The 24,414-nt window shown below is 39.5% G+C and carries 18 protein-coding genes; 1 reads left to right on the forward strand and 17 read right to left on the reverse strand.

Features of this window, described 5'->3' with window-relative positions:
* The first annotated feature begins 800 nt into the window (after positions 1 to 800).
* Positions 801 to 1,499 (forward strand): ComF family protein, encoded by a 699-nt coding sequence (locus tag GJU39_RS11365; RefSeq protein ID WP_154280922.1) that lies wholly within the window; start codon positions 801 to 803, stop codon positions 1,497 to 1,499.
* A 541-nt stretch (positions 1,500 to 2,040) separates the two neighbouring features.
* Here the strand turns inward: GJU39_RS11365 and glyA are convergent.
* The 17 genes from glyA to gmd all read right to left on the reverse strand — a co-directional run bounded on the left by glyA (position 2,041) and on the right by gmd (position 24,223).
* Positions 2,041 to 3,312 (reverse strand): serine hydroxymethyltransferase, encoded by a 1,272-nt coding sequence (gene glyA / locus GJU39_RS11370; protein ID WP_154280923.1) that lies wholly within the window; start codon positions 3,310 to 3,312, stop codon positions 2,041 to 2,043.
* Positions 3,313 to 4,584: 1,272 nt separating this feature from the next.
* On the reverse strand, positions 4,585 to 6,216 hold the full coding sequence (locus GJU39_RS11375; protein WP_154280924.1) for a gliding motility protein RemB: 1,632 nt from the start codon (positions 6,214 to 6,216) through the stop codon (positions 4,585 to 4,587).
* Positions 6,203 to 8,146 carry a polysaccharide biosynthesis protein gene (locus GJU39_RS11380; RefSeq protein ID WP_342448202.1) on the reverse strand — a complete coding sequence of 648 codons (1,944 nt, stop codon included), beginning with the start codon at positions 8,144 to 8,146 and terminating at the stop codon, positions 6,203 to 6,205. Before GJU39_RS11380 ends, GJU39_RS11375 begins: the two co-directional genes overlap by 14 nt.
* Positions 8,147 to 8,154: 8 nt before the next feature.
* Complete coding sequence (locus tag GJU39_RS11385) at positions 8,155 to 9,138, reverse strand: MraY family glycosyltransferase (RefSeq protein ID WP_209437632.1); 984 nt, start codon at positions 9,136 to 9,138, stop codon at positions 8,155 to 8,157.
* On the reverse strand, positions 9,135 to 10,022 hold the full coding sequence (locus tag GJU39_RS11390) for an NAD-dependent epimerase/dehydratase family protein (RefSeq protein WP_154280925.1): 888 nt from the start codon (positions 10,020 to 10,022) through the stop codon (positions 9,135 to 9,137). Before GJU39_RS11390 ends, GJU39_RS11385 begins: the two co-directional genes overlap by 4 nt.
* Entirely contained in the window at positions 10,019 to 10,768 is a 750-nt protein-coding gene (locus tag GJU39_RS11395; protein ID WP_154280926.1) for a glycosyltransferase family 2 protein, read from the reverse strand. The genes GJU39_RS11390 and GJU39_RS11395 overlap by 4 nt, the downstream gene beginning before the upstream one ends.
* Positions 10,768 to 11,811: a glycosyltransferase family 4 protein gene (locus tag GJU39_RS11400; RefSeq protein WP_154280927.1), complete on the reverse strand. Its 1,044-nt coding sequence runs from the start codon at positions 11,809 to 11,811 to the stop codon at positions 10,768 to 10,770. The genes GJU39_RS11395 and GJU39_RS11400 overlap by 1 nt, the downstream gene beginning before the upstream one ends.
* Positions 11,808 to 12,794, reverse strand: coding sequence for a glycosyltransferase family 2 protein (locus GJU39_RS11405; RefSeq protein ID WP_154280928.1), 987 nt, complete (start codon positions 12,792 to 12,794; stop codon positions 11,808 to 11,810). Before GJU39_RS11405 ends, GJU39_RS11400 begins: the two co-directional genes overlap by 4 nt.
* Before the next feature lies 1 nt (position 12,795).
* Positions 12,796 to 14,097 carry an O-antigen polymerase gene (locus GJU39_RS11410; protein ID WP_154280929.1) on the reverse strand — a complete coding sequence of 434 codons (1,302 nt, stop codon included), beginning with the start codon at positions 14,095 to 14,097 and terminating at the stop codon, positions 12,796 to 12,798.
* Positions 14,098 to 15,087, reverse strand: a complete 990-nt coding sequence (locus GJU39_RS11415) for a glycosyltransferase family 2 protein (protein WP_154280930.1) — start codon at positions 15,085 to 15,087, stop codon at positions 14,098 to 14,100. It abuts the gene before it with no gap.
* Positions 15,036 to 16,013: a glycosyltransferase gene (locus tag GJU39_RS11420; protein WP_154280931.1), complete on the reverse strand. Its 978-nt coding sequence runs from the start codon at positions 16,011 to 16,013 to the stop codon at positions 15,036 to 15,038. Before GJU39_RS11420 ends, GJU39_RS11415 begins: the two co-directional genes overlap by 52 nt.
* A 31-nt stretch (positions 16,014 to 16,044) precedes the next feature.
* Positions 16,045 to 16,866 (reverse strand): DUF5672 family protein, encoded by an 822-nt coding sequence (locus GJU39_RS11425; protein WP_154280932.1) that lies wholly within the window; start codon positions 16,864 to 16,866, stop codon positions 16,045 to 16,047.
* Positions 16,866 to 18,314 carry a flippase gene (locus GJU39_RS11430; protein WP_154280933.1) on the reverse strand — a complete coding sequence of 483 codons (1,449 nt, stop codon included), beginning with the start codon at positions 18,312 to 18,314 and terminating at the stop codon, positions 16,866 to 16,868. Before GJU39_RS11430 ends, GJU39_RS11425 begins: the two co-directional genes overlap by 1 nt.
* A 3-nt stretch (positions 18,315 to 18,317) precedes the next feature.
* Complete coding sequence (locus GJU39_RS11435; RefSeq protein WP_154280934.1) at positions 18,318 to 19,382, reverse strand: GumC domain-containing protein; 1,065 nt, start codon at positions 19,380 to 19,382, stop codon at positions 18,318 to 18,320.
* A 3-nt stretch (positions 19,383 to 19,385) separates the two neighbouring features.
* Positions 19,386 to 21,899 (reverse strand): SLBB domain-containing protein, encoded by a 2,514-nt coding sequence (locus tag GJU39_RS11440; RefSeq protein WP_154280935.1) that lies wholly within the window; start codon positions 21,897 to 21,899, stop codon positions 19,386 to 19,388.
* Between the two features lie 184 nt (positions 21,900 to 22,083).
* Positions 22,084 to 22,881 (reverse strand): tyrosine-protein phosphatase, encoded by a 798-nt coding sequence (locus tag GJU39_RS11445; RefSeq protein ID WP_245227818.1) that lies wholly within the window; start codon positions 22,879 to 22,881, stop codon positions 22,084 to 22,086.
* Between the two features lie 205 nt (positions 22,882 to 23,086).
* Positions 23,087 to 24,223, reverse strand: a complete 1,137-nt coding sequence (gene gmd / locus GJU39_RS11450) for a GDP-mannose 4,6-dehydratase (RefSeq protein ID WP_154280936.1) — start codon at positions 24,221 to 24,223, stop codon at positions 23,087 to 23,089.
* Between the last annotated feature and the right edge of the window lie 191 nt (positions 24,224 to 24,414).

Below are 24,414 nucleotides of genomic sequence, written 5' to 3' on the forward strand. Positions count from 1 at the left end.
TCACAACATCATTAACCTGCTTTTCAGCCCATCCGTTTCCTCCGAAGCGGGATGCAAAGGTAGCAAAAATTACCACCGCCACAAATCAATAACAGGATAAAATGAAGCCAAAACCGTAAGCAGCTGGAAATCATCAGGGAAAAATCTAAAAAAGGTAAAACCTTTTGGAAAGAAGGGGGTTTTGAGGGGTTGGTTGAAAAAAGGTTAGCGGGTTAGTAGCGATCGATCGTATATGGTTGAGAGGAATTTTCAGGCAGGTAAAAGTTGATTTAGGTAATGGATTAGCCGGATAATAGAGCTTTGTGATTTATAGCTTGAGATGATTCATGCTTTCGTAAGATAGTGATGTTATAGTTGATACCTTATATAATATAGTGTAAGAAAAAGCAGCGACCCAGGTACGTGGGGGATTAAGCAGAACAAAAACCTGTAATGCTTAGCTTGGGATGCGAAAGCCTGGTCAATTTTTAGGGTTGGCACTAACTAAGCCTGACTTACACTAAATGCAGAGGGTAAAAAATCTAGTGTTTATTTTCACACGATGACTTAACGCGTATAGCGATCGCTGTAACCACCTAACAAGGCCAAACCATTGTTTCTTCGTTCTGCTCTTAGACCGGCATGGTCAATTTTTTGGGATGGCACTGTCCAAGCCTAACTACTGACTTAGATAGAAAAATTGCGAGCCGGCACTTTTGTTTCTTTTGGCGCCAAAAGAAAACAAGCCTTTCCGGGCAGGACATGAATAAAATCCCTACCAATCCCGTACAACTTATCGCTATAATCAATAGCTTAGTTAAATGCTATTAATATCTCGTTGGGGAAATGATTTGTTGGGCTTATTATTTCCAAATCTTTGCAATGCCTGTGGAACCAGCTTGTTCCATAGCGAAAAGCTTATTTGTACAAAATGCTTATTTGACCTCCCTTTCACAGATTATCACCTTTATCAAGAGAACAGGGTAATTAAACAGCTATGGGGTAGGGTGCCTTTAAATGCCGCCATGGCAATGCTTTATTTCAGGAAAGGTGCAAAAGCTCAAAAACTGATTCATAGTTTAAAATACAATGGTAAAACAGATGTAGGGATTTTATTGGGCACCATGATCGGGGAACGGTTAAATGCAAGTCCGCATTATTCGGATATCGATTTTATTATCCCCGTACCCCTGCACAAACATAAATTACGATCAAGGGGCTATAATCAAAGTAGTTTTATTGCTGATGGTATCGCAGCGCATATGAATCTCCCTGCAGATGAAAGCATTTTGATCCGATCGGTTGCTACAGAAAGTCAGACGAAAAAAACGCGGTTTAGCAGATATGAGAATATGAAAGCTGTTTTCAAAATTAAAAAAGGTGATTTAATTGTAGGCAAACATATCTTATTAGTAGATGATGTGATTACCACCGGCGCTACCCTCGAATCCTGCGCGAACATTTTATTAGCTCATGGCGCCCTAAAAGTTAGTATTGCAGCGGTAGCTTTCGCAGAATAATTTTCGCCTCTTTACATCACGCGCCAAAGGATTGATGGGTTTCTTTTTATGTTTCTGGTTTCGGCATGCAGCAAACGCGGACAGTCAACATTTGATCCTTCGATACAATTGGTTTTAAAATAAATGAAATGATACCATTTTCACTTCACAAGGTTCGATCACCAGATAAATAAAAATCAAAATGCAAACTTCAGTGGCTATCTACAAAAAGACCTGAAAGAAAAACAAAAAAATTTCCTTCTACATAAGGTTGTTACGAGATATATTAAGTTTTTGTTAAGTTTCAAAAACTATTAGCACGCCATCGTGTTATTATACCGAGAGCGTTAATTTAGATGGTAAGGGTCGATATTTCTTTTTAGGATATCGGCCCTTTACTTTTTGCTAAGATTTCCAGAACCTCTTGGAAGATAAGGTTACGGATCTAACCATAAAATTAGCGCAATTTAATCAACCGGATGGATCATCACAATCTGGTAATCAAAAAGAGCTTTACAAATTAATGCAAAGCTCCATATTATTTAACCGCGAAGGTTTGATATTATTTATATAAAGGAAAAGCGCTTACCAGTTTAATCACTTCATCTTTAACTGCATTTAAATTGGCTTCATCGTCTGGATGAGTTAACACCTGATCAATCAGATCAACAATTTTTTCCATTTCAGATTCTTTCAAACCACGTGTGGTAATCGCCGCTGTACCTACACGAATTCCAGAAGTAACAAAAGGAGATTTATCATCAAAAGGAACCATGTTTTTATTTACCGTTATTTCAGCTTTCTCTAATGCATTTTCTGCAGCCTTTCCGGTAATGTTTTTGTTCCTCAAATCGATTAACATCAAGTGATTATCTGTACCACCAGAAATAATTCCGTAACCTTTAGCCACGAAAGCTTTTGCCATCGCCTGTGCATTCGCAGCAACCTGTTTAATATAGGTACCATATTCTTCAGTTAAGGCTTCGCCAAAAGCAATGGCTTTAGCCGCAATAATATGCTCTAGCGGCCCACCCTGCGTACCTGGAAAAACAGCCATATCCAACAAATTGCTCATCATGCGCGTTTCGCCTTTCGGTGTTTTTAATCCCCATGGGTTTTCAAAATCCTTCCCCATCATAATCATCCCACCACGTGGACCACGCAAAGTTTTATGTGTGGTAGTGGTTACAATATGGCAATGAGGAAGTGGGTTTGCCAGTAAACCTTTTGCAATCAACCCGGCAGGGTGAGAAATATCAGCTAAAACCAAAGCGCCGATTTTATCTGCTACCGAACGAATGAAGGCATAATCCCACTCACGGGAATAAGCAGAAGCGCCACAGATAATTAATTTCGGTTTTTCTGCTAAAGCAACTTCTTCCAGCTTTTTATAATCAATTAATCCAGTCTCTTTTTCTACACCATAAAATAAGGGCTGATAAAGTTTTCCGGAAAAGTTTACAGGCGAACCGTGTGTTAAGTGGCCACCATGAGAAAGATCAAAACCTAAAATTTTATCTCCGGCTTGCAAAACAGCCAGCATTACCGCTGCATTTGCCTGTGCGCCAGAATGCGGCTGAACATTTACCCATGCTGCACCAAATAATTCTTTTGCCCTATCAATAGCAATTTGCTCTACCACATCAACAACCTGGCAACCGCCATAATAGCGTTTCCCTGGTAAGCCTTCAGCATATTTGTTTGTTAAAACTGAACCGGCAGCTTCCATCACTTGCTTGCTTACAAAGTTTTCAGATGCAATAAGTTCTAAACCATGTTCCTGGCGGTTTAATTCCTTATCAATTAGTTCAAAGATTTTGGTATCGCGTATCATCCTGTTTAGGTTTGTGTTTTTTTGGCAAAAGTAAGAAATTAATCCTTAACGCAGAGATGAATATGAGATAATTACAGGATAAATGTTCACCCAAAAAGATTCGAAATATAGACAGAGAAATTTAGACTTGTGATACAGATTGCATTTCTGCTTACCGGCGTTATTACGTGGATAGCAATGGAAAAATAAACCACAAAGAATACCGAGAAAGGCACTAAGAAACACAGGAGCTTGTTATTAGAATGCCTGCCTTAACAGTTTATTTTTAAACATCTACACCTCAAATACATCAGGCAATTCATCATATTGATTTTTTATAATCAACATCCTTCAGAACTACAGAGAGGGCGAACCCTGTTATCATCATCCTGCTCTCCGGCCTGGGAAATGATGGAAGGAGAAAACGTTTAAAGCTTTGACTACAATCTTTCAAACCACCACTACCCAAGGCAGCGCGTTCTCTCCCGATCCTTCATCGGGTGCTTGTGCTGCCGAAATTAAGCTTTAACGATTTTATCCGACATCAGTTCCAAGCCTTGAGTTTTGCTTCTTTTTGTCAAGAAAAAGAAGATAACCCTTCGGCGGCCAGCCGAGGCAAGCCAGCGCAGCAGCCAAATGATTGATAAGCCACAATAAGATAGATTGCTTCACACCCTCACTCAACCCCAACTTCAGTTCGCAATGATTTTTCGTATAAGGAATAGGTCCTGAATTAAGTTCAGAAGGACTACCGCTTTAACCCACTGTTCATGCAATGGCGAAAACAATGTTTACATTCAATAACCTCATGAATCTAATGAAGCACATCGCTATTTCCATGATGCTATTTCCACCCTGCCCTCCGGCCTGGGAAATGATGGAAGGAGAAAACGTTTAAAGCTTCTCCCACAACCTTTCAAACCACCACAACCCAAGGCAGCGCGTTCTCTCCCGATTCTTCATCGGGTGCTTGTGCTGCCGAAAAAAAGCTTTAACGATTTTATCCGACATCAGTTCCAAGCCTTGATTTTTTTGTTACTTTTTTGATCAAGCAAAAAAGTAAGAGCCTTTCGGCGGCCAGCCGAGGCAAGCCAGCGCAGCGGCCAAATGATTGATAAGCCACAATAAGATAGATTGCTTCACACCTTCACTCCACTCCACTTCAGTTCGCAGCGATTTTTTGAACATAATCGTTTATCTATACCTTGTATCCCATCAAACGAACAACGAGCAACGAAAAACGAACACACTCCGAAACCTTCGTAAACTCTTCCTGAAATAGCCAGATTGAATCTAAAAATCTCTGTATAAATTTCTGAAGGTACTTCTTACACCAAACGTTACTAAGCCGGTATTTTGAGTAGTTAATGCGGAAGACTCCCTTCTGATGATTCCGCCTATTTCAGCGCGAAGGTTGTATTTTGGATTGATCAGATAAGAAACCTTTGCTTCTGTAAAGAATAAGTTTGTTTTTATTCCCTGACCGGTACTCACACCATAATCCTGTACCCGGGTTTCATAACTTAAAAAGATATTTTTTCCATAATTCAAGCCTGCCGGATCTGCACCATAGTTGGCATAAATCATTTGACCCTGAAAATCAAATCGTTTATAGCTATAATTCAACAAACCCAAAAACTCCCTGAAGTTGGCGCCAAAGGGGTGAGCCAGGGGCTGGTTCATGGCTGCGTAATTTGAAACACGATCGAAGTGGGCGTAGGTATAAGGTTTAGCAGTGTTAAATTCTGCCAGGTAATTTAAACGGGGTACCTTAAATAAATCTGAACCCCTGAAACCCACCTGAATGGCATGTTTATTGGCCCAATAGCCATTGCTTGAAAATATTTCTTTAGCTGTAAACTCATCAAACATAAACTGACCATAAATGGTCGTTTTATCCAGGATTTCATACTTTAAATTAACACCCAAACGCATTTTGTCCGGAGAAGTGGTATTGGCACTTTCTACAGAACGCAGGAATATAAACGGGTGTGCGTAATTAAAATCGAAGCCTCTTTTCCCTTCCTTTTCGGCATCAGCCCAGGTTACTGCCTGGAAAAAGCTTGCAGAGAAACGTTTGGTAATGTTCCAGTCCAGGTAATGCGCAGCCATCCACTTACCACGATCGCCCAGCCTGCGGTCTTCTGTAAACCTTTCCGCACCGGGATCTAACATATAAGCGAAAATGGTTTGGTATTGCACGTTCCCCAAAGTAGCCCTTAACCTTAAAAAGGAATAGTTTGCAGCAACATCCGAAAGCAACATGGAACGGTAACCATCACCGATAAAATTTTTATCGTAACCTAAGGCAATGTTTAAATGCTTATTGGCAGTAAAAGAAAGCAATGCAGTAGCGTAAGACCAATCTTTTGTTTTGCCATCTAATTTACCGGTCATTTCACTTGGCACCACCTGGTTGGTGTTAATGAAGTCGGTGACGTAGTTGGCAAATACCCCTTGATTTTCGTAAGCACTGGCATAAAAGGAGAACTGCTTGCCAATGTCGCCACCAATCTGGAAGCCCCGGGTGTTTAACCAGGTCGTTTTACTTTCTTTAAACTCCCTTCCGATCTGGAAATCAGGCAGGAAATCAATATAAACGTTGTAATCATCACCATTAAAATTGACCAGATGCTCATCTGTCAGTTTTCTTCTTACCCAGCTTCTTTTGTTCAGGCTATCTACGCCCATTTTCATTAAAGACTGGTATTGACCCACCAACAAGCTATCATCAGCATAAAAACCCCTTATAGAACTGTGGAAGCTGGAGTTAATATCATAAACAGAAGGATTTAATTTTTGATAAAACTGGTAAGAATATGGAATATTTTGATTTGGAGTTTGCGCAAAGGCTACATTATTTATCGCAAATAATGTAATGATGGCAAACAATAAGATTATAAGCGGGGTATTAGTTCTTTTCATCCGTATGGTCTAGTTCTTCGTAAATTGAATTATTGCTCTTGTATTCTTGTACCAGTTGTTTCATCATCACCACCACCTGTCTGTTATCGTTTGATTTGGCACAGTTGATCAGTTTGTAGATGTGTTGTTCTACATCATTAAATATATATTCCCTTACTTTCCCGATCATGATTTTATGGTGATGGGTAGGCATGGTATTCTCGTTATCATTTAATAACTCTTCAAATAATTTTTCACCGGGACGGAGACCACTATACTGAATCTTAATGTCTTGGTTAGGGATCAGTCCGGCTAAACGAATCATCTTTTTGGCCAGCTCTACAATTTTAACCGATTTACCCATATCAAAGATGTAAATCTCGCCCCCAACACCCATATTTCCGGCCTCCAGTACCAAACGGCAAGCCTCTGGAATGGTCATAAAATAACGGGTAATTTCCGGATGCGTAACTGTAACCGGCCCTCCCTTTTCGATCTGGTGTTTAAACCGGGGAATCACCGAGCCATTAGAGCCCAGTACATTGCCAAACCTTGTGGTAATAAACTTCGTAATGGGCTTAACATTCAGGTCATTAATATAACTTAATCCGTTGCTAAAGATATGGTTTTGATTAATTAAAGTATTGTTTAAAGACTGTACATAAATCTCCGCAATTCTTTTTGACGCACCCATGATATTGGTAGGGTTAACGGCTTTATCGGTAGAGATCATTACAAATTTACGTACCCCGTATTTTACGGATAAATCGGCAAGGATTTTGGTACCCATCACATTGGTTTTTATGGCTTCGCAAGGGTTATCCTCCATTAAAGGCACATGTTTATATGCTGCTGCATGGTAAACAAAATGTGGTTTGTAAGTCTGAAACAGGTATTCCATTCTGTTGATATCGCGTGCATCGCCTACGGCGGCATGATAGTTGGCATTCTGACTAGACTCTTCCAGCTCGAGGTATAGGTCGTGGAGGGCAGTTTCAGACTGATCATTCAGGATAATCAGGCTGGGTTCAAACTTCAGCAACTGGCGCACAATTTCACTGCCAATAGAACCGGCAGCGCCCGTAATTAAGATTCGTTTATTTTTAATCTGGCTCCGGATGCCTTCTACGTCGATTTCGATGGTTTTCCGGTTAAGCAGATCTTCAATATTCAGGTTCTGAATTTGGGAAGATTGTAATTTCCCGTCAATCCAGACGTTGGAAGGTGGAATGTTTAACACCACGACATCATAAGCCAGGCAGGCATCAACAATTTCATTTTTCACCTCAATCGGGATACTGAAGGAAGCAAAAATAAGTTCGTCTATCTCCCTGTTGGAGATCAAAAGCCTTAATTCCTTTGCATCCAGAATCCTCACCCCATCGATGGTTTTCCCTACTTTCCGAACATCATCATCTACAAAAGCAACAATGTTTTTATTCACGCGGTTATCGTGATCAAACGTTCTTTTGGTGGCCACACCGGCCTCGCCCGCGCCATAAATAACCACCCGCATTTTATCCAGGTGGAGGTTTTTAACGTAAGTGAAAAAGTATTTGATTAAAATCCGATAAGTGATCAGCAATACAAAGCTCACTAAACCATAAACCACCACGATGATGTTGGAGATGAGCATCTTAGCACTAAACGCGAGAATAGTTACATTTAGCACAAATAAAATTGCGCTGCTTAATACCACAGCAAACAAAATGCGCAAGGTATCCTGAGCGCTGGTATAACGAATAATCCCACTATAGGATTTTACGGATAGAAAAACAACAATATTAATTGCAATGGTAACCAATGCACTACGGCTAAAAAAGATCACATCTAAATCGGTGATATCAAAATTATACCTAATAAAATAGGCGGCTCCAAGGGAGATCAGGCAAATCATCAAATCTATGATGAAGATGAGCCAGCGGGGAACTATATTAACTTTGCTAAACACCGGTTTCTTTAACTATTATCTGCATGGTTACTGTGTATTAACTGGCGTCTGCCCTGAATAATCAACCGCAACACCACAATAAACGTACCTGTTATGATTAAAATCAGCGCAAGATAAGATAAATTGTTTGTTGAACGATAAATTAAGCAGGCGTTAACCCCCAGCTGAACCAGGCAATAGCCGATTGCAACGTTTAAATGGGGAATTTTTTTCTCATTGGCGAGAAACTGATAAAAGTGCGTCCGGTGGGCTTCACTGATATTTTCTCTTCTGATCAACCGGAAAAGGATGGTACTCACTACGTCCCATCCATACACCAGCAGCAATAAAATATAACTCAGGTTCTCAGTTGCGATGATGAGTTTCAAAATGAAAAATAAAATAATGAAAGCAATGCTCACGCTTCCTACATCGCCTGCAAAACACCTTGCGTTTTTGCGAAAGTTAAAGAAGTTAAAAATCAGAACAGCAATAATGGCGATGATCAGCACCATTTGATCTGCAAAAAGCGTTTCATTATTATTGATATAGAGTAAGGTAAGCAAAGTGAGCAAAGCGTAACTACCGGTGATTCCGTTAATGCCATCCATAAAATTTACGGCATTGATACTTCCAATCACAAAAAACAGGGCCACAACAATCAGGTACCAGGGGAAAGTAAAGAGGTTAAGCTGATAAAACAATAAGGCAACAGCCATGAGGTGTATGCTAAACCGCAATTTAGAATCCTGCGGTTTAAGGTCATCAAGAAAACTTATTGCACTAATCAGTACTAAACCCAGTATAAACCAGCCATAATGAAAGCCAGAATAAGCATACTCAAAAACCAGGGCCAATGGAAAAATAATTCCCCCGCCCCTGATGGTATGAACCGAATGAGAACTTCGGGCATTGGGCCGGTCTATAATATCGTTTTTTTCTGCAATGTAGAGGTATAACCACATTATAGCAAACAAAAAAACAGTAAAGATAATTAAGGTAAAATCAATCATATCGTAAAGTTTTCAAGCACGGCTTTAGGTTGCCAGCCTGCAACTGTTCTTGCCTTTTGATCGGTAAAAGTTAATGTATTGGTAATCTTATCTAGTTTTTTGCTGTTCAAAGGAAACTTCGGTCCCAAAAAATTCCCCACAAACGCAAGGGCTTTAATGAAAAGATAAGGCATAACTACTGCATTTTTTTGATGAAGCTGTTGAGCAATCAGGTTGGAAATTTCCCTGAAAGTAGGGTGATAACCATCAGTTAAATTAAAGATTCCCCCAAGTTGGTGAACCTGCTCTATAAAAACGGCTACATCATCAATGAGTACCATACTTTTTTTTACATCTGGCACATTTACATCGAAGTAATAACCTTTTTTAATGGCTTTGATCATAGATTGAAGGTTGCCCGGAGGATTTGTACCCGCCAAAAGCGGTAACCGCAAAATACTACACACTACATTATTTTCCTTGCACCAGGCGGATACTAAAGCTTCTGCCTCAATTTTGCTCCTGCCATATGGATCGGTAGCCGCCAAAGGATGATTTTCATCTATTAATGTACCCTTTTCTAACCCATAAACCGCAATTGAACTGATAAATACAAAATACTTTGGCAGAACGTCTGCTTGTTTCAAAGTCGTAAGTAAACGCCTGGTACCTGCTACGTTTACATTTTTAAAAGCTTCCTTTTCCGCTGGTGTCCGCGGAACTGAGTGCGCTTTGCCTGCTGCATGAATCACTAAATCAGCAGGCGGAAGTGCTGGAAGATCATGTTCCAAATCTACAATCAGTTCACCTGCTGTCCGGCCTAATCTAAAAACAGTCTCTGCCGAAAAATGATGATAAATGGCTTTCCCAAGGAAGCCATTTGCGCCGGTTAAAATAATCCTCATTTTGCAAACTGAATTAGTCTTTTGGCAATTCGCCTGGGCATCAGGAGAAAAGGGGCTTTCAGGTGATTAATTTTCCATGCCCTTAAAATTTCCAGGTTGCCGTTAACAATGTTTTTAATACTCGCATTTGTGGCTCCGCCTAAACGCATCTTCACCAATAAATGGTTTAAATATTTACTTTTATATTGATGCAGTTTAAAAAGCCTCAGCATAAATTCATAATCTGCGGCCAGCCGCATTTCCAGGTTAAACAAACCTACTTTTTGATAAACTGACCTTTTAATAAACAGGGAAGGATGTGGCGGAACATGCCCGTCTTCAAAGAATTTCGGATAGTAAGGTTTGGAAATCCATGTTCGAACCACCTGATCAAGATCGTTATTTTTAACATAAACCAGATCACCGTAAACCAGATCCAATGCTGCATCTTCAGTAAACTGCTTCATCACTTCGCTTAAAACGTTGCGATGGGCATAAACATCATCAGAATTTAAAATGCCGATCACTTCGCCGGTGCAAAGGGCAATCCCTTTGTTCATGGCATCATAAATCCCTTTATCGGGCTCGGAAATGACCTTGCTGATGGAATCGCCATAACTATAAATGAAGTCTGTTGTTCCATCTGTAGAGTTCCCATCTATAATGATGTATTCTATATTTTGATAATGCTGACCTAAAACAGAATCGATTGCTGTTTTTATCGTTTTATGATTATTGTAAACTACCGTGATGATTGAAATCTTCATTATATTAATTTGTGGTATACCTGTAAAGTCTCCTGGAAACACTTCTCCCAGGAAAATTGACTGGCTTGTTGTTGCCCCAGGGCGTTAAACGATGCTTCGTTCCCCTGAATACGGAGAACAGCTTGTTCAAAAGCATCAAGATCAAGCTCGTCAACCAAAATCCCGGCTTTTCCGGCTACCTCCGGAATGGAAGATTTATTTAACGCCACAAAAGGAGTTCCAGTTTTCATCACTTCGAGTAAAGGAATGCCAAAGCCTTCATATGAAGATGGATAAATTAACGCATAAGCTTCATTATATACCTGATTCAGCTGTTGGTTGTCTATGTTGGCAAACATTTTCCAGCGCCCCTGAATTTTTTGATTCAGTAACAGGGTTTCCTGCGCTGATAATGCTGATCCCACAATGCAAAAATCAAAGTCGGTTAGCCTGTTCAATAAATCAATAGCAAAATGGAAGTTTTTATAGTATGCCCTGGAACCGATAAATAAAAGGTAGGGCCTGGAGGAAGTATCGGATCTGGTTGCCAGTGGATAAAATTCATCTGAAACCCCGTTATGGATAACAGAAATATGCTCCTCCTTTAAATAAGGATGAAAGTGCAGAAGATCTTGCCTGGTATTTTCTGAAACGACAATTATTTTTTCAGCAGCAATGATGGCTTTATTTTTTTGATAAAGGTGCAGGTACCGGCGTAAACCGCGATAAAATTTCTCATGTACAAAATCGTGAATGGTAATCACTTGCCTGGCATGAGGATTTCCCGTAATGCGGTTATAGCTGGAGTGGAAGATAAATGGATCTTGTTCTTTTACCAGCGGCAATACTTTAAAGCGGTTGAGCAGCACACGCTTCCCTTTTGTTACCGATAAATATTGTTCGGGAATATCTAACGCCAGCCGCGAAATATTTTGATGCGGCAACTCCGTAAAAGATACCTCATGCTGATCGCGCAGCAGCCTGGAAATGAGTTCTGTCCAATAGGTAGAAATTCCTCCGGCCCTTTGCAGGCTGTAAATAATATTATCGAAATGTATTTTCATGAGGTACTTCCCGCTTTAACATGCGCCATCACCTTTTTCCTCAAAAGATATAAAGTGTAAAAGTACACTACATTTTTACCCAATCCTATTTTAAAAATTTTGTGTTTCCACATGGCCAAAAACAATGCAGGAAAGCTTCTTTTATATTGCTGCAAAAAGCGGCCAACCATCGCCCTTTGTTGACTGTTCATTTCAACCTGATAACGGTTAAAAAACGACTGAACCAGGTTATAGTTATCGATTAATGGCGTCAACATGGATTCCGTATCTTTAAAATAACGGTTAAAACGACTCATAGAAGTCATCTTACCTACATTACCGCTCACATTTTTTTGATGCTGCCGGTATAGGATCAGGTCTTCATCTATTAAGATATTTTTGCCAAAAGCAGAAACCACCAGGGCCACATAATAATCATGGTTTACAGAATCGGCCGGGATATGCTGAATCTTTTGAATGGCAGCCCGGTTTAAAATCATGGTACAACCCCATGCATAGTTTTCGTTAATCAGTACCTCCAGTTTTAATTCCTGAGGTAACGGTAATCGGGCATCAATCTGCTGGTCTTGCTCATCAATAAAACTAAGATTGGAATAGCATAATAAAGGGAAATTTGCCGGATAGGCGTTTTCATGCCTGATAATTCCGGCTAAAGATCTTTCCAGTTTCTGGGGTAACCAGATATCATCCTGGTCTGCAAACAAGATATACCCTTTGTCGTTTGCATAAGCCCAGTCGAAAAGTGCAGAGAAATTACGGCAAGCCGATCCATGCGCTGATCCGTAATGAATCAATTTAATCCGGGGATCTTTTTCAACGTAAGCTTTTATAATCTGTAATGTACCGTCACTGGATTGATCGTCGCGGATAATCAATTCCCAGGTAGGATAAGATTGGTTCAAAATACTCTCAAGCTGCCTTTCCAGGTATTCTGCGCCATTATAAGTGGCCATGAGGAGGGTTAAAACAGGCGCTTTACTCATCTTATTTGATGGCAATCCGGTTAACGATAAAAAAGAAAGCCACGAAAAACATGTGGTAGAAATTGGTAAATGAACTCATAAAGATGCAGAAAATGAACAATGACCATTCCACAATATAGTATTCGCCATTTTTAGCAATGTAGTTCTTGAAAGAATTCATGGATAGAAACCCGTAAAGAAAATTCAGCACCACCACGCCAAACCACCTGAAATCAAGAAAGGGGTCTACAATATACGTTCCGATTTTAACGTAAGAACTGTATAATGGCGGATAGAGTGCATTTTTATCGATAGGCAAAACGGTGATTACCGGTCTGGCCGAATACACCCCATAACTAATGTAATCATCCCGCAAGGCCGTGCTTACGATTTCGTTTCCGGCAGAGAAATTTACGGCACCATATAAAGAAAGGTAGGTTTCTATGATATTGGTAGGCTTGGTAATATCGCCATAATCTCTTAAAAATTCATTTACAGACATTTCATTACCCTCATCGGATGAGCTCCCCCGCAATTGCCCCAAAACGATAAACAACACAATACAGGCTGCACCAATAGAGAATAATTTTAACAGCGGAATGGTTTTGTAATAACTGTAGGCAATTAGCATAGAGAAGAAAAACAGCACAATAATCTGCCTGCTAAAAAAATTGAGGATGATGAAACCACAAACCATGCTGAGTGCGATAAATTGCCAGAAACGTAAGGTTTTCTTTTTAAAAAGAATGTAGAACATGGCTGGCAATACCGAATTTAACACGATAAAATTGTGCAATGGCGTTACATCATTTTCATTAAGATCCTGGTATACTGCAGCATTCCCTAAATTTAAAACAGGCAAATAACCCAACTGGCCAACCTCCAGTACAAATACACCGATACCCGCAACAAATACAAGCAGTAAAAAGGCTAAACTTACCCTGGTACTGAGCGGTGGGATATAGTTTCTAAAACTAAAAGAATAGGTTTTCATGGATACTAAACCGCCAATAACGAAGAATGCCACACTGAGAATCATCATCAGGGCAAACTGTAATTCGTAATCTACCTGCCGGTCTGAAACCAGGAGAAATGAAAAACCAGCAATATAAACGAAAATACTATAGATGGTAAACGGATTAATGATTTGTCCGAAACGAACAATAGAAAAGATAGACAACCCTTCTGCAATGAGTAAAAATACAGCAAAGGGAACCAACTCTTCAATGGCACAGCCCCAGGATGCATATCTTACCAGCAGGTAGACATCTACAAATAGAAATGCGGCAATAATCAGGATTAATATGTAGGGTTTAATAACCATTTATCTTACGTTTCTATATAACCTGATGCCTAATCTTAACATGCCTTTCATTAATAAGCCCCCCCCATGCAACGGGTTGCCTGCAAAACTACTGAAAATATAACGGAGACCTTTTGAAATTTGAAGAGACCGAACTTCATGAAGTGCAAGCAGATCGAGATTTAATCTTTTTAAATAAGTGTTTTCATGACCCACTTCTAATTGAGAAAGCGCCGCATCTATATTCGTTCGAACAACAACTTCGCCTAAAAACATATTTTTCTTATTATTAATGGCACTGTTTCCATGCAGGCGAATCAATGCGGCAGAACGGTCGTCTCCATCAAAAATGAAATGAGGGTGAAGAAGGGCTACCTTAAACCACAGCATCCAGTCTTCATTATTTTTTAACTCCGGGTCAAACATCCCGGCAGCTACGATGAGCTTTTTCTCTACCAGTGGACTATTAATGGTGAGTACATTATTTACAATGATTCTTTTAAAAAGCGCAAAATCTTTCAGGGTCTCTTTTGCTAAAAAACCTTCCGGATATTTTTGAACGATGTTCCGTCCGGCAGCGTCATCGACGAAATAATCTGCTTTAGAGAACACCAGTCCGGCACCGAACCGTTCAGCAAGGTCAGCCTGAATACTTAATTTATCCTCACTTAACAAATCATCCGCATCTAAAAATTGCAGGTACTTACCTTTCGAAAGTGCTATTCCGGTATTCTTCGCAGCAGATGTACCTCCATTTTTTACCGGATGGAAAATGATGTGATAGCCGGGGTGCGCGGCGATGAACTGCCTGACAACTACAGCAGTGTGGTCGGTAGAGCCATCATCAACAATAATACATTCCCAGTTTGCATAACGCTGTTTAATGATGCTTTCCAGTGTTTCAACAATCAGGTGCGCATAATTAAAAGATGGGATAATAATACTTACCAATGGCTCAATCATAAAGCTTCCTGTATTTTTTGCTGAATGATTTTCCAGCGGTTCTCCCATTGATGATGACGGATTACATGCTGATAATTTCGCTCGATAAGTGATTCGTAGTCGCTATATTGAGCCAGAACTTCCAGCATCTGGTTTCCGGCATTTTCCAAATCAATTTCTACAATCGGGTTGTAACCAAACAATTCTTCCATATCTGATGGCAAAACACCAACAATTAGGCATTTTGAGGCCATGGCCTGCAGATACCTTAACGTCATAGAAGAAATATATTCTGCCCGATGGGGATGGGTAATATTAGACGGTACACAGATGACAACCTTTGCGGAAGCCAAAGCAGCTGAAAAGCTTTTCTTATCAGGAAAAAGCAGGTTCATATCTGGCTTTCGATAAATATGTTTTTTTCCCTGCGCAGCCAATGGTGCAACGATTAAATCATGATATGCATCATACATCCTCCCGAATTCAAGCACATCAATAGTTTTATCCTTAAAACTGTTGAAACCGTAATCCTGCACCAATAAAGCTTCGGGAAGCCACATCGCTTTACATTTTACGTGACTATACTTTTGATTAAAATTTTCCAGCACCTGCCTGGAAGAAAAGAAAACATACCGCACATGGAAAAAGTCGAGCAGTGGAAATATCCACCGGTGAAACCTTGGCCATACATCATACATGTAAATAAAGTTCAGTTTGGTGGTAAAGGCATAAGGAATGAGCAACCGGAAATCGCCACTAATCATCGAAACAAAATTCACTGCTTTTTTATTTCCCATCCTGAGCTTTAATTTAAATAAAGCAGGATAGCTTGCCAGTTTTCTAACTAAAAAAGATTTAAACCGGGAATGTTTAACAGGCATCCTTTCGGTTTCAAATATCGAGGGCGTTTTTTCTATCGTACTGTATAATTCATCAATACAATCAAGAAAGTATTCTTCATCATTGGATTGCAACAGGCGCAGTTTTATTCCCATAGGTTACAAATGTGCAAATTTTTATAAAACTTTAGTCAACCTTAATATCATAGCCAAACTGGTTAATATGCTTTTGCCAAAAACCAAGATTGTATTTCCACCAGGCATGGCATCCAAAAGGCAATTCATGGTTATTCAACTCAAAAAGTACCTCCGGATTAACTTCAAAGCTGAATTTCATGGCTTCTTTTATATCAGGCATTTTGAAATCAGGAAAATTGTGAGGGATAACTTCCGCCCAGAAGAGATCTTCATTGATGATCGGCTGGAAAGGATAGCCCGAATAAATATACACCAGCTGATGCTTGATGTAACGGTAGAAATTGATGTAAAACGGCCTGTTTTCATCATCAAATGTCCTCGTAAATTCAAGTTTTTTAAACCGCGTAACTACATCATAGCATTTTTTAACGTTCCTCAGGCAGAATCCACCATTGCCTAAACTCACCAGGGGGCTGCTAGACAGTGCTAAATCATGCCCTTCAAATAAAGGTGCTCCAATATTATCATAACCTTTTTGGCACCATGCTGTGAGCTCATCTTTAAAAACAAAGGCATCCAGCTGATGAATGAGCATAAAATCATAAGGAAGAAAACTTTCATACAACCCGTTAAATTTCATTAACCGGTTATAGGCAGGTATATCCGCGAAAAAATGATCGTCAAAGGTTTTATATTTTGCCTGGTTGGCAAGCACATACTTATTATTTTTGATAAACGACTCCAGCCTTTTAGGTAAAATAAAATAGATGTCGTGTTCACCCAAAATCCGGAAACACTGATCCATCGAAATTTGTTCAAACGAACGAATCTGATTACTGTAAACCGGGATAACCACACAAACGCTCATCATTATATTTTTTGAAGAAACTTTAAAGGACCAAAACCTGACAAAATCTCCACTACATTTTTATTCTTCCAAACAAATACCTGCATGGACAGGTAAACCAAACCAGATAATGGTACTGTGATCATCACCACTACCACTGGTAACGTACTAATCTTTAAAACCAACATCTTGATCAGAAAAAATAATGCAGAAGTAAGCAATGCCTGCAGCGTTTCTAAAAAAGGAAATTTCACCTTAAACAACTTCAGCGAAAAGTAAAATAACAGGAGGGTAACACTAAATTCAGTAGCCAGTGAACTGATGGCTGCACCATTCTGCTTATAGACTGGGATTAAAAGAAAGTTTAGCCCGAGACTAACCACTACGCCAAAAAGTGAAGCATAAAGGATCTTTCTTTCCTGGTGTAAAGGCAGGAGGATTTGATGGGCAAATACTTGTGCCATCCCAACAAACACCACAATAAAGCAAAGAATTTGAAGGGCGCTTACGGCCGGTAAATATTGTTGCCCCGCAAACAAACGGATAATTTCTTCTGACAGGCAATAGGTTCCGATGGCGATGGGTATACTGAGAAATACCACGAAGTTGATTGACTTATTTAATAACAATTTCGCTTCAGACCAGTTTTTTTCTTTAAAAGCTATGGTAAGCCGGGGCAGTAGCACCGCTGATAAAACGCCAATAACCGCGAGCGAAATTTTACTTATCCTCATGGCAGCAGCATAATACCCTACCTGAACATCGCCTGTTAAAAAGCCTAAAATAATCGTGTCAAAAACCAGGTAAATGGTCGTAATAATACTGTTAGAAAATATGATGAACAGCGGCTTAAGGTGATGCTTCAATTCAAGGTTTTTGAAAGAAATCTTCACCATCTTACTCACTGAATACATATTGGTTGCAGCGGCCAGCAGCGTAGCAACCAGATTCAATGCATAATAAGTATTTCGATCGGCTATAGAATGTACCAAAGCAAAAAGTAAAAGTATGGTAAACAGACGGATTGAAACCGTTCGAATGGCAATATATTTAAACTTCTCTACCCCCTGAAAAAACCATTCTGCGATAAAAACATTGCCCAGCAAAATGGCCATCCCAATCTGATAAAGCTGAAAATTTGCCGATAGCTTTTCGGTAGATAAACTAATCACCAGTAAGATGACAATAGAGATTACCGAAGTAATGAGGTGAATAAAGATAAGTGCAGAGAAAACACGCCCAAGGGCTATCGTATCATTTTTCACTTTTGCAATCTCTCTAACCCCATATAATGGAATGCCAAGGGCCGAGAAAATTAAAAAGTAAGTGATAAAATTATCTGCAAAATTTACAGCGCCCATACCCGCTGGCCCCAGTATCCTGGAAGCATAGGGAAAAGTAACAAGCGGAAATAATATTTGAGAGATGGATAAGAGCGTATTAAAGGCAATATTTTTCTTTAATCCCGACATGCATTATTTAATCATCAATAAAAATCCACGTCTTAACAGCAACATAGCCGACATTAAAAACCCAGCAAGAAAAAAACCAGAAACCATACCTTGTGTTTTAGTCGTTGCTAACCTGGTTAAAGGCAGAACCGGTGCATCGATCATTTGTATTAATGGCATTTCTTTCCGCTGCGATACCTTAGACATTTCCAGGTTTTTAACCAGTTCGGTTAAAATAGCAGTGTTGGCCTGCGCATCTACCTGTCTCCGCTGTGAAGGTACTTTTAAAATTTGCCTGGCAGGGTTAGCATTCGGATTAGCATCGGTTAAGGATGCCATTCCAGCCAGTGCGCCATTTAACGCTCGTTTAACAGAGTCTGTCTGATGTTGTAAAATAGCCACATTTTGCAGCGATTTTTTTGTCTTCGTTTGTACGTAAAACTCATTTACGGTTTTTACAATCTCATCATCAAATGTCTTGGAAAACAACTCATCTTTAGAAGTGACCTGAACCTTTAAAATGCTTAATTTTTTATCTGGCTTGGTAACTACCAGGTTGTTTTTACCAATTTCTTTAACCACTTCGCCCAGAATACTATCTTGAGCACGGTTTAAGCGGGCATCCTGATCGACCTTGAAATTGATGTTTTTTAATATAGGATGTTGCGGCCATTTTGCTTTCAGGTTATTGAAATCCAGATAACGATCAATAAGCAACTGCTTCTTTCCGTTAAAGTCTGCTTCAGATAAAAGTGCCTGCTGAATCATGGTCCGCGATTTATACAACTCAATCAGGTTATCGCCCTGAAATACCCCACCATTTCCTGAACTTCCGATTTCAATCCCAACCATAGAAGCAAGGCCTGCCATTTGGCCAAGGCTTCCGCCTCCGTTTGCATCTTCAAGCGCAAAAATACTTGCCGCTACATACTTTGGTTTTTTATAGGAGGCATAAAGGTATCCTAATGCTACGCCAATTAAACAACCGATAAGAATAACGAGCCATTTTGACCGAAGGTAGGATAACCACTCATTCGATTTAATGGCCAGTTCTTTCAGCGTAATTTCTTTATGATTGGTTTCAGACATGGCTTAACGTAATAAACTAACAATAATGGCTGCCAGTGAGGCTATCCCTGTTGATATACCTATAAAGGTGGCTGCGTTTAATTTTTCGCGTTCCGCTCTTTTAGGCACAAAAATTTCGGCGCCCGGCTTTACCTGTGGGAAATTGTTGAAGAATAAAAACTTCCGGTTTGCCGCCACTGATCCGTTTGAATAAACAATAAATGCACCTTTTTTATAGGCATTATAGCTGAAACCGCCCGAACCGCTAATGTAACCGGTAAAACTTTTTCCTTTGGTATAAACAATGCTATTTGGTTTCAGCACCTCACCGGTAACACGAACCGTTTGAAGCTCTTTGGGTACCCTGATTACATCTCCGTTTTCTATGATTAAATCATTTCTGGATAAAGGCTTACTCATAATTTTCTTTAAATCTATACCTACAAGATCACTTCTCAAGATTTCCAGGTCTTTATCAAGACTCGTGGTATCTCTTGCGCCTGATTGTTTTAAACGCTGGAGATTCAAAAGTTTCTCTCTTTCTTCTCTTCTGGTTTCTAAACTATCCATTCTCAAATCTCCTTTACCGGTTCTGCGTAAGGATGCTCCTTCTACATAAGCTAGCGGACTCAAACCTCCGGCCCGCTTAATGATATCGGAGATTCTTTCATCTTTTTTGGTTACGGTATAAATCCCCGGATATAATACTTCACCCTCTATCCGGATCTGCCGTTGCGTATGATAACTTTCTGAACTTCTGATGGACACAATATCAAATGGCTTTAGTACAAAGTCCTGGTTCTGTATTTTCAGATCCGGATCTACATTTACCGTAAATACCTCGGCCGTTTGTGCCGATACCGACATCGCATCACTATTTTTAATCCTTCTGGAAATTTCAATTCTGTTCGGTGTAGCACTTTCCCTAAAACCGCCGGCCATCTGAATCAATGATTCCAGATTCATTCCATCTGCATAAACAAAAGTACCCGGCTGCCTTACTTCACCTTGTATGGTTACCCTGAATTCTTCACGTAACTCAAATATCGATTTGATACTCACTTTATCTTCCCGCTGCAATTTAATATCCGGTGCTGTACCGTCCATAATTTTACCCAAATCAAAAGACACCAGGGCCAGACTGTTATCTGCATTTAACCTGGAGATGTATCCCCTGTTTAAGAAAGCTTCTTCTTTAATTCCGTCAGCCTTTTGAATCAGACTTTTAAGCGTCAATTGATCATCAAGTTCATACTGTCCCGGACGGAACACCGCACCATCTATTTCAACGCGATTGGCAAAGCGGTCTAGGATACGCTCCACCACATACTTATCGCCGTTTTTCGGTTTATAGGTATTGAATTCTGATTCAGGAACATCTGTAATTTTACGTTCCCTGTTGGTATTTTGAAGCACTTTGATTTGTGCCGAATAGGCATCATTAGCAAAGCCGCCAGCAAAACGCAAAGCATCTGCCAGTGTTTCACTTTCTTTAATTTCAAAATAAGCCGGACGTTTTACCCGTCCTGATAAAGCAATCCGGGTTTGATATACCGGAATATTAATGACATCCTGATCCTGCAAACGAATGTTGCCCTTTTGAATCCCATTTAATAAAAAGTCATAAATATCTACAGTATAAATTAATTTATTATTTCTAATGACCTGAATATTCCGGTAGGTTCCGTTTTTATTTGGCCCGCCTGCGCTACTTAATACATTAAATAAAGATGATAAGGACGATAAGGTGTAGGCTCCGGGCTTGGTCGCTTCTCCAATAACGGTGATGGAAATACTTTTAATGTTCCCCAGCGTAATGGAAACAGAAGTCCTTCCTGATTTTATGGCTGGATAAGTGCCTGAAAGGGATGATTTGATTTTTGAAGTTGCCTGTTCGATATTCAGACCTGCAACAGAAATGAGGCCTACATACTGTACCCTTATCGTGCCATCCGGACTAACCTTCGATTTGTAACTTACTTCATTATCGCCTGTGATATCGATTAACAGTTCGTCATCCGGCCCCACTACATAACTCTTTGGCGTGGCCATCCTCAGGTTTGGCTCGAAAGTTTGCGTACTCGAGCCAAAAAGTTCTTCCCCGAATATTTTAAGATTATTAAGTTCTTCTGCATTGGCTAACGCCTGAGCAGATAAGGCTGCATTGATCTTTTTCAATGAATCAATTTTACTTTGCGAACTATTTACCCGCGAACGTTCTACATCTACAAAGGGTTTATTTACAGTTTGAGCACTATTCGTATTGGTAGTACCCGTACCATCCTGCTTTCTGATTTTTTCTACCCTTCCACGAAGTTTTTCTATTTCGGTTTGTGGCATACCTTGTGCCAATGCCAATTGCTCCAGCTGTGTATCATTATACCCGATAGATTCTGCGCGTTGCATCAACTCTCTGATTTTTGCATCACTCAGTTCATCAACCTTTACATCGGCATAATTGGTTTGAGCATATAGAGATTGAGAAAGGATAAAGGCACAAAAAATTAAAAGTGCCTTAAGTAAATTTTTAAACTTCATGTGTAGGTAGTTTATGAAATTATGCAGAGAAGTTCTTATCAAACCCTTACCATACACAATATCATTTTATTTATATGCTATGTTGCCCCAAAAATACAAAATTATTTCATTGCATGAGGCAGCAGCATAAAACATTAACACCCGTTTTTAGGAAGGATGTTAATGCAGCAATAGATTAGAAATTTTACAGGGTTTCAGTTAAGCCCTGACCAAACAGCTCATTGTTTTTAAAAGGATATTGCCCAATCAGATCATATAGTTTTCCACTTTGAACAGCATCGGTTAAGGTATGCAGGTGTTTATCATGGTGTAAATCTGTTCCAGCCAGATCATACATGTTTTCTTTTAACAGGTACTCTGCAAACTGTTTTACTTCTTTTCCATAATAACCAACTATCGATAAGAGATTAAGCTGAAGTAAACATCCCTTTTCTTTAAAGCGATTTAGCCTGGCCCGGTCTTTAAAATAAAAAGTATACCGTTCCGGATGGGCTAAAATAGGTCTGTAACCCTTAATTTCCACATCAAACACCCTCTGACTAATATTCGGACTTTCATTGAGGTAAGACATCTCTATTAAAAGAAACTTTTCCTGAATAGCACACATCTCTGCTTCCAGATCGAAATCCTGATCAATCATGTATTCGGCCCCCGAATCTAATTTAAGGGATACCTGCGACTGATCCATGGCAAGTTGCAAAGCAAACCTGGCCTGATCAATGGTGATTTTAGTATTTGGATATAATTCTTTGAAAATATGCGGCGTAGCGATAAGCTGACTGAAGCCTAAATCTTCCAAAGCCTTTACAAACCTTAAAGAAGTAGCTACATCCGGAGACCCGTCATCAATTCCTGGTAAAATATGGGAGTGCATGTCAATTCCCAACCAGGAAATATCAGTAATTTTATTTTTTTTGGTAAAAAAGTTAAACATCTTATCAGAATATGGAAATATGGTTTGAGATGCGGCAATTTTGATCATTCCCTAACCACTTACACCTGTTAATAAACATTGTGGATTAGTTTTTGTCTTTCTTGAAATGCAATCCACAAAATTACTAAAAAAAGCAGCTAATACTAACAAAATCCCTGAAATACCTATTAATAGTAGAACTGATGTCGCGGAATCATGAAGCATTCCTGCCAGACTTAACTAATTTTCAAAGATACCTCATTATTATTTACTGTTATTCAAAGTAATTTAGCGTTTTATAACCACCTTGCCTGAGGTATTCATCCTTTTTCATTAAATTCAGATCAGATGAAATCATATCTTTAACTAACAAGGGAAGATCATATTTAGGCTCCCAACCCAATTGGGTTTTAGATTTTGTAGGATCGCCCAATAATAAATCTACTTCTGTTGGTCTGAAATATTTTGGATCTACCCGAACTACGGTTTGTCCCGGCTTTAGCAATTCGCTATTTAAACCAAGCGTTTTAATTACTTGTTCATCGACATCGATAATTACGCCTTTTTCATGTTCATCTTTTCCTGAAAATTCAATTTCAATGCCCAGTTCAGCAAAACTCATTCTAACAAAATCACGAACAGTGGTGGTAACACCTGTAGCAATTACAAAGTCTTCCGCACGTTCTTGTTGCAGGATTAACCACATCGCCTCAATATAATCTTTGGCGTGGCCCCAATCCCTTTGCGCAGAAAGGTTACCTAAATATAAACAGCTTTGAAGGCCTAAAGCAATTTTACATGATGCTCTTGTTATTTTTCTGGTTACAAAAGTCTCACCCCGCAACGGACTTTCATGGTTAAACAAAATACCATTACAAGCAAACATGTTGTAAGCCTCCCGGTAATTTACAGTAATCCAGTAGGCATACATTTTCGCGGCGGCGTAAGGGGAGCGCGGATAAAAAGGAGTCGTTTCGCTCTGCGGAACCGCCTGCACTAAACCGTATAACTCAGAAGTAGATGCCTGATATATTTTTGTTTTTTCCGTTAAGCCTAAAATCCTGACGGCCTCCAGTAAACGTAAGGTTCCGATTCCGTCTGCATTCGCGGTATACTCCGGCATTTCAAAACTTACCTGAACATGGCTCATGGCAGCAAGATTATAGATTTCATCTGGCTGTACTTCCTGAACAATTCTGATCAGGTTAGTTGAATCGGTTAAATCACCATAATGTAACTTAAAACGAACATTGCTTTCATGCTGGTCCTGGTAAAGGTGATCAATACGGTCGGTATTGAAGGAAGAGGAACGTCTCTTTAATCCATGTACAAAATACCCTTTTTTAAGCAAAAATTCTGCTAGGTATGCACCATCCTGTCCAGTTACACCTGTAATTAAAGCAACTTTCATAAACTATTTTAAATTTTGAATTGCAAACATACAGAATAATTTATTTTGATTAACAAAAACACTTTTGGCTTTTGAACACAGGAATAGTCCTTCATACAAGATTTAATGTTATAAATAAATAGGACACCCTGCAAAACTGCTGAATGTAAAAGAAATTGGGTTAACGAATGCTGTTAATGGTTCCTGTTCCG

The sequence above is a fragment of the Pedobacter petrophilus genome (assembly GCF_009674725.1).
In the GTDB taxonomy this organism is placed as follows: Bacteria; Bacteroidota; Bacteroidia; order Sphingobacteriales; family Sphingobacteriaceae; genus Pedobacter; species Pedobacter petrophilus.

What these genes read in the sequence shown, in the direction of transcription:
- GJU39_RS11365 (WP_154280922.1), top strand. Translation starts at nt 801, where the DNA reads ATGCTATTAATATCTCGTTGGGGAAATGATTTGTTGGGCTTATTATTT.
- glyA (WP_154280923.1), bottom strand. Translation starts at nt 3,312, where the DNA reads ATGATACGCGATACCAAAATCTTTGAACTAATTGATAAGGAATTAAAC.
- GJU39_RS11375 (WP_154280924.1), bottom strand. Translation starts at nt 6,216, where the DNA reads ATGAAAAGAACTAATACCCCGCTTATAATCTTATTGTTTGCCATCATT.
- GJU39_RS11385 (WP_209437632.1), bottom strand. Translation starts at nt 9,138, where the DNA reads ATGATTGATTTTACCTTAATTATCTTTACTGTTTTTTTGTTTGCTATA.
- GJU39_RS11390 (WP_154280925.1), bottom strand. Translation starts at nt 10,022, where the DNA reads ATGAGGATTATTTTAACCGGCGCAAATGGCTTCCTTGGGAAAGCCATT.
- GJU39_RS11395 (WP_154280926.1), bottom strand. Translation starts at nt 10,768, where the DNA reads ATGAAGATTTCAATCATCACGGTAGTTTACAATAATCATAAAACGATA.
- GJU39_RS11400 (WP_154280927.1), bottom strand. Translation starts at nt 11,811, where the DNA reads ATGAAAATACATTTCGATAATATTATTTACAGCCTGCAAAGGGCCGGA.
- GJU39_RS11405 (WP_154280928.1), bottom strand. Translation starts at nt 12,794, where the DNA reads ATGAGTAAAGCGCCTGTTTTAACCCTCCTCATGGCCACTTATAATGGC.
- GJU39_RS11410 (WP_154280929.1), bottom strand. Translation starts at nt 14,097, where the DNA reads ATGGTTATTAAACCCTACATATTAATCCTGATTATTGCCGCATTTCTA.
- GJU39_RS11415 (WP_154280930.1), bottom strand. Translation starts at nt 15,087, where the DNA reads ATGGGAGAACCGCTGGAAAATCATTCAGCAAAAAATACAGGAAGCTTT.
- GJU39_RS11420 (WP_154280931.1), bottom strand. Translation starts at nt 16,013, where the DNA reads ATGGGAATAAAACTGCGCCTGTTGCAATCCAATGATGAAGAATACTTT.
- GJU39_RS11425 (WP_154280932.1), bottom strand. Translation starts at nt 16,866, where the DNA reads ATGATGAGCGTTTGTGTGGTTATCCCGGTTTACAGTAATCAGATTCGT.
- GJU39_RS11430 (WP_154280933.1), bottom strand. Translation starts at nt 18,314, where the DNA reads ATGTCGGGATTAAAGAAAAATATTGCCTTTAATACGCTCTTATCCATC.
- GJU39_RS11435 (WP_154280934.1), bottom strand. Translation starts at nt 19,382, where the DNA reads ATGTCTGAAACCAATCATAAAGAAATTACGCTGAAAGAACTGGCCATT.
- GJU39_RS11440 (WP_154280935.1), bottom strand. Translation starts at nt 21,899, where the DNA reads ATGAAGTTTAAAAATTTACTTAAGGCACTTTTAATTTTTTGTGCCTTT.
- GJU39_RS11445 (WP_245227818.1), bottom strand. Translation starts at nt 22,881, where the DNA reads ATGATCAAAATTGCCGCATCTCAAACCATATTTCCATATTCTGATAAG.
- gmd (WP_154280936.1), bottom strand. Translation starts at nt 24,223, where the DNA reads ATGAAAGTTGCTTTAATTACAGGTGTAACTGGACAGGATGGTGCATAC.